7 protein-coding genes are annotated in these 5,707 nt (G+C 52.0%); 3 read left to right on the plus strand and 4 right to left on the minus strand.

Going from position 1 to position 5,707, the window contains the following annotated elements; translation table 11 throughout:
• The 4 genes from MKMG_RS10300 to cfbA form a co-directional block, all read right to left on the minus strand.
• Positions 1-1,130 (minus strand): cobyrinate a,c-diamide synthase (locus tag MKMG_RS10300; protein ID WP_165077773.1); only part of this gene is annotated, 1,130 nt, incomplete at its 3' end.
• Positions 1,127-2,191, minus strand: a complete 1,065-nt coding sequence (cfbD, locus tag MKMG_RS10305) for a Ni-sirohydrochlorin a,c-diamide reductive cyclase catalytic subunit (protein ID WP_165077775.1) — start codon at positions 2,189-2,191, stop codon at positions 1,127-1,129. The genes cfbD and MKMG_RS10300, both read right to left, overlap by 4 nt.
• Positions 2,192-2,197: 6 nt before the next feature.
• On the minus strand, positions 2,198-3,397 hold the full coding sequence (cfbE, locus tag MKMG_RS10310) for a coenzyme F430 synthase (protein WP_165077776.1): 1,200 nt from the start codon (positions 3,395-3,397) through the stop codon (positions 2,198-2,200).
• 5 nt (positions 3,398-3,402) lie between these two features.
• Positions 3,403-3,810, minus strand: coding sequence for a sirohydrochlorin nickelochelatase (gene cfbA / locus MKMG_RS10315; RefSeq protein ID WP_165077777.1), 408 nt, complete (start codon positions 3,808-3,810; stop codon positions 3,403-3,405).
• A gap of 246 nt (positions 3,811-4,056) precedes the next feature.
• On the opposite strand from cfbA, the gene MKMG_RS10320 reads away from it, so the two are divergent.
• The 3 genes from MKMG_RS10320 to MKMG_RS10330 form a co-directional block, all read left to right on the plus strand.
• Entirely contained in the window at positions 4,057-4,215 is a 159-nt protein-coding gene (locus tag MKMG_RS10320; RefSeq protein ID WP_165077778.1) for a hypothetical protein, read from the plus strand.
• A 183-nt stretch (positions 4,216-4,398) separates the two neighbouring features.
• On the plus strand, positions 4,399-5,532 hold the full coding sequence (locus MKMG_RS10325; protein WP_165077779.1) for a methanogenesis marker 9 domain-containing protein: 1,134 nt from the start codon (positions 4,399-4,401) through the stop codon (positions 5,530-5,532).
• Positions 5,510-5,707, plus strand: a 198-nt coding sequence (locus MKMG_RS10330) for a triphosphoribosyl-dephospho-CoA synthase (RefSeq protein WP_371415218.1), incomplete at its 3' end; no start/stop codon positions are given. The genes MKMG_RS10325 and MKMG_RS10330, both read left to right, overlap by 23 nt.

The raw sequence follows: 5,707 nt of genomic DNA on the forward strand, positions 1-5,707 counted from the left end.
TGCACGTAGCCGATGACCCGTCTCACCGGCATCCGGGTTTCCCCTTTGAAGACACCCGCCATCGTATAGTGCTCGTCTCTCGTCCGGTTGTCATGCCCTGCCGCAAGAACCAGATCTTCCGTGAGATAGATGAGACCGCCGCATTCTGCATAGATGGGCGTGCCGTTGGCGGACACTTCCCGGACCGCCTCCTGCATCCGGCTGTTTTTCTCCAGCTCGTCTGCAAACAATTCCGGGTATCCGCCGCCGATGATATACCCGTCGGCATCCGGCAGGCGGTCATGTATGGGGCTGAAAAAAACAGGCTCCGCCCCCTGTGCCCAGAGGATGTCGAAGAGATCGTCGTAGTAAAAATTAAACGACTCATCAAGGGCCACGCCGATTCTGATGTCCGTTGTATCCGCAGGGCGAAACATGGCGGGCTTCTCTGTAGGTGCGGGGGTTTCCTTTGCGATATCAAGGAGCCGGTCAACATCGACATGATCCCCGATGATCCGGGTGATCGCATGGATTTTATCATGGAACTGCTCTTTTTGCGAGCCTTCGAGGAACGGCACCAGCCCCAGGTGCCGCATGGTCAGTTTCATCTCATCACGCCGGGGAATCGCACCAATGACCGGGATGCCACAGGCATGCTCTATCGCTTTTGTTGCCTTTTCGCGGTGAATATCCCCGTTGATCTGGTTGAGGATGACTCCCTCAATACGGACGGCAGGATCAAACAGCTGGAAGCCTTTGACCAGTGCCGCTGCACTGCGGGTGATGCTCCGGGCATTAACCACAAGAATAACCGGCAGTGCAAGGGTCTTTGCGACGCTTGCCGTAGAACCCCTGTCGGTGAGGGCCTCTGATCCCTCATACAGGCCCCTGACTCCTTCAACAATGGCAATGTCCGCACCGACGGCACCATTGGCATACACGTCATGAATCAGTGATTCATCCATGACAAAACTGTCCAGATTTCTGCATGGTCTGCCGGTGACACCCGTAAGGTATGACGGGTCGATATAGTCCATCGCCACCTTAAAGGGCTGGACGACATTTTCTTCTGAAAGCAGTGCAGCAATCGCAAGGGTAATGCTTGTCTTGCCGCTGCCCGACCGGTCGCCGGTGATAAGCAGGCTCTTCATGAAAGGCTCCGGATAATATCCCCGAATTCACTGGCAACAATTTCATGCACTCCCAGCGTTTTCGGGTGCAGGTCAATCTCCACCACCACATGCTGGTGGCCGATGTCATGCAGTGGTTCAACCTGACGGGGGCCGTTGGTAACAGAGAATATCTCGATATTTTCGGTATAGTTGGGAGGAATGGCGTGAGGCACTCCCACAATAACGGCAAAATCAGGTTTCATATCCTGGATGATTTCTCCCAGTGTATTGCCGAGGACACCATATTCATCAAGAGCTCCGGTCATCACCGGTTCGATGCCCTGCACCTTCAGACCGTCCCGGATATTTTTTGCATCCCTTCGGACCTTGGCAAGGCCCAGATCAGAGAGATTTGCATAATACTGAATGTCAGCGTCAGGAGACGATTCATACACGGCAATCATGACGTCGGCAAACATATACGCGGTCTCCTTTTTTGCATTCAGAATGACAATCCCTTTCTTTCCGGAACGGATGCACTCGAGCAGGCGCCCCGCCACCACATGTTTCAGGTCACCGCGTGAAGGCTGAATGTAGGGTTTGGATGCAGCGCCGCGGGCCCGTTCGACCGCATTCGCACCGTCAAGCAGTCGTTTCTGGCGGCCCAGTTCTTCTTCACTGATCCATCCGGCAACAGCCGCCGGGCGCAGTGCCGCCATGACGCCATCAATATTCTCCCGGAATCCGGCATGGATATCCATGGCGATGGTAGGAGTCGTGATCTCCGAATCGCGGATGGCCGCCTCCATATCCTCGCCTATAATCATCGAGACACAGGTGCCGACAACCGCGATGCGGGTGGGTGAAAAGGTTTGTTCTGCATACTTCAAAACACGTTCAAGCGCTTCCTGTCCACCAAAGATGAACTCGTTGTCACCCAGGGACGTTGTCAGAACCCGCAGTCCGTCTTCTTCCAGCAGGCGTGCATGTTTGAACGAACATCCCGATGGTCCGTGTAATATGGCAAGGTCACAGCCCAGGTCACGGGCGGTATAGAGGGCGGCAACAATGGAACTGGGGCGTGGCTGAATGTATTGCATATCGTCTTATCTCCAGGTTTTTACAGCGAGCACAATAACTCCTGTGTCGGATATGGTGTTTGCATACTGTTCTCCCTCGGTGAGGGAGGAGACATGAACGCATGGATGTGAAAGGCAGGATTCTGCATCATCCGGGTAGGTGTCTCCCACCAGTATTACAGAGTCAGGATTCGTCGTATCGATTACCTGTTTGATGTCTGCGAGTGAAAAGCCTTCGCAGATATTATCTGCCTCGGCACCAATGACCAGGATCAGCGGCGATGTCGGCAAAATGGTTCTTGCGTAGCGCACCGCTTCCGTTGCGGTTTGTTGTGATGTGCCGGAATTCGCATCATCAATTATAACCGACGAACCATTCCGTTTCACCTGCAGTCTTCCGGGAAGGGCCGTGAACTCACTGAGCGGGTCCGGGCGATATCCAAGTATACAGGCGGCAGCGGCAGCGGTCTGTATGGCATTTTGGTAGGCGGGAAGCACCAGAAGATTATTGGTGAATGATCCTTCCTCACCGTTGTATGCCCATGAACAGACCGTGCCTTTGCAGCTGACGATATCTTCTGCATGGATAACCCGGTCATTCATCCAGGCAATGCCGGGTGCGGCGAGTATTTTTTTGCAGGAGAGAAGCATCTCTTTTTTTATATCATATGCATGCTTCTTTCCGCCTGCACAGAGATAGTCCTCTGCAGATGTGAGAATACCAAGGTCCCCTATGCCGCTGACTCCCAGGGACTGTTCTGCAACCAGCCAGCCTCCTGATGCAACGGCCAGTTTTGCTGCGTGTATGGTCGATGCGGGTGTGATGCTTTTTTTTCCCGCATTGTTCCGTGACGGAAATTCTGTGATTCCGATGGAGGAAAGCAATACTCCTGTTCCCGGAAGCACAGATGCAAGCGCATGGGCGGTGGTCGTTTTTCCCCGTGCACCGGTTATCTCAACACTGAGATGAGGACGGGTCTTTCCCAGGCAGAAGGGTATCATCTGATGGTGCGTCCGGTATTCCGTCTTCATATGCATCAGAGGATGGTCCGGGTTTAGATGGACAGGTGCTGCTACAATGTCATACCTGCGCGTCAGGGCCTCTGCAACCGTGATGCTTCCTTCATTTCGGTAGACATCAACCGTGTCAACAGCATACCCCTGAAATAAAAGATGGCGGGATATTTCTCTTCCGCCATGAATGGTGTCAACCACCAGAATATTCATAGAAATCAGGACTGATTGTTCAGTACATCATCTGCGTTGTTGATCATTAGTTCAGCGAGCATTGGATTGCTTCCTATGGGCTGTGCATACAGAAGCGGGATTTCGGTTCCGTTCGCAAGCGCGAATGTGCCGGAATTGGTTCCTTCTTCAAGGCCGAGGATTTCGGGAATATCAACCAGAATGTGGATGCCTTTTGCAAGAAAGAGGGGTACAACAACGAGTTTTTCAATGTCTGCGGTCTTAAATTCATCGAGGATTTCCTGCACAGAGGGTTCGTTGATGCTCATAAACCCGGATTTTACAAGGAATCGGTCCTCTTTTGCTGCAATCAGGTCCGCTGTTGTTTCAATCAGTTCCTTGTTGTATTGTTTTTTGCTTCCGTGTCCTACCAGTAAGAATCCCGTATGTGACATATAACACTATGTAGCACGATAGTGAATAAAATAATTACCGATTTAATTTTGTGTTTCTTTTTCAGTAGTACATTATGAATACGTAATTCTGAGCGGGAGGTTGTCACTACGCTGATTTGATTCACTGAACTGATGGTGTTTTTTTCCGGGTTTTGGGGCCGTCTGGAGCAGGCACGGTTTAACACCCGGTATGGTGATGGTATTGTTGGTCTGCCTGAGCCGCGCTATTTTTTACCAGGCTGTTGAATGGAAATCCGTCAAATCCAGATAACCGTATTTTTCCCCGCCTCTTCATTTATGACAGACATGATCTTCGTCGGGTGGATTCTCTCACATATTGCTGAGAGAAAACCGGACGCAGGGGATCTCCTGCTGCTGAGTTTTGTGAGGGGGCCGGCAGACTGAATGAAGCACATGTTCTCTTTTCCGGCAGCGTCTACGCGGAACCGTATCAATCTGAAATCCGGTATATCAAAAGAGGAATTCTGCGGTGGAATTTCTTTTCTGCGTGTTTCGCAGGGGCATGTGCCTGAGAGCATATAGGAAGTCATTACATATGCAGAAAAAAAAGATTATTCAGGAATGATTATGGACCCCTATGACCGGTATGAACTGATGGTGAATGGAACTGTTGTACAGACCCCCATCGTACTTGCAGCAATGGCTGGTGTGGTTGATGCTGAATATGCACTGGCACGCAGGGAGGATGCCGGCATGGTCTGTATCGGGGGTTACTCCATTGACGAGACCACAATGGCAGCCTCCCGTCTTCTCGTGGAGGCCGGAAGGGATGAATTCCTTCCGGATGACCCGACAGCAGAGATTCGGGCACAGTCAGAGATGCTCTCAGAAAGCGGTCTTGTTGTTGCAGTGAATATGCGCGGAAGTGCACCTGAATCCTTTGCTGCGGTGGCCCGGGCCGTCGGTCCCGGCATTGTGTATGAAATAGATGCGCACTGCAGACAGGAGCCAATGATTGCAGCAGGCTGCGGTGAGGCACTGCTGCACGACACAGACAAACTTGAGAGAGTGGTCCGTGCACTAAAAGCAGAGCATGTCACGGTGTCAGTGAAGATGCGTGCCGGTGTGGCTGAAGATGACCAGATACTTGCACGAGCACTCTGGCAGGCCGGTGCTGATATCATTCACATTGACCTGATGGATTTCGGGCATACCAAACTCCGTCAGATTCGCAACGCCTGCCCGCTGATTCTTATCGCAAACAATTCCATCACATCGTTTACGGTGGTAAAGGACATGCTCGCACACGGGGCCGATATGGTATCTCTTGCCCGTCATGCCGACCCTGCAACGCTCGCTTCTCTGAACGAGAAGCTGGCTGCATACGCTGATGAAACCGGGTGGTACAATGCACCGAAACAGCTCTGCCGCGGCGGCGATATCCGCAGCCTGACCTTCTGCTGTATGCCGGTTAAAAACTGCCCCCTGATTCCGGCTCTTGAAAACCTTGACATTTCCCGTAATGAATTTATATCAGTTAAACTCAACGGGGTAAAAAATACGCTTCTTGAAGGAGGGGAGAATACCTGTTTCGGGAGTCTTGCCTGGTGCTGCAAGAGTTCAACCCCCTGCATGTTCCGCAATATGGCCCTGAAGGAGGTCGGCCTGAGTCTGCCGGATTATATGCGGTATAAGAGGCGCCTCTCGGAAAAACTGATGAAGCGGGTGTTTGAGGGCGATGCATTCTATGCAGCGGAGTGAATGCGCACAGATTGCAATGATGCTTGAGGTCTGTGCATACCCCAAACCGGGGAATGTGGACCGGTGCCATGATTATGATGATACGTGGCTCGAGCATTTTCTTGCATCAGCCATTCTTGCCCGTCCCGCCTTTGCAGCAGCGGAGAAGAGGGCCGCAGGTATGGGTGCATGCATC

The organism is Methanogenium sp. MK-MG (assembly GCF_009914725.1).
In the GTDB taxonomy this organism is placed as follows: domain Archaea; phylum Halobacteriota; class Methanomicrobia; order Methanomicrobiales; family Methanomicrobiaceae; genus Methanogenium.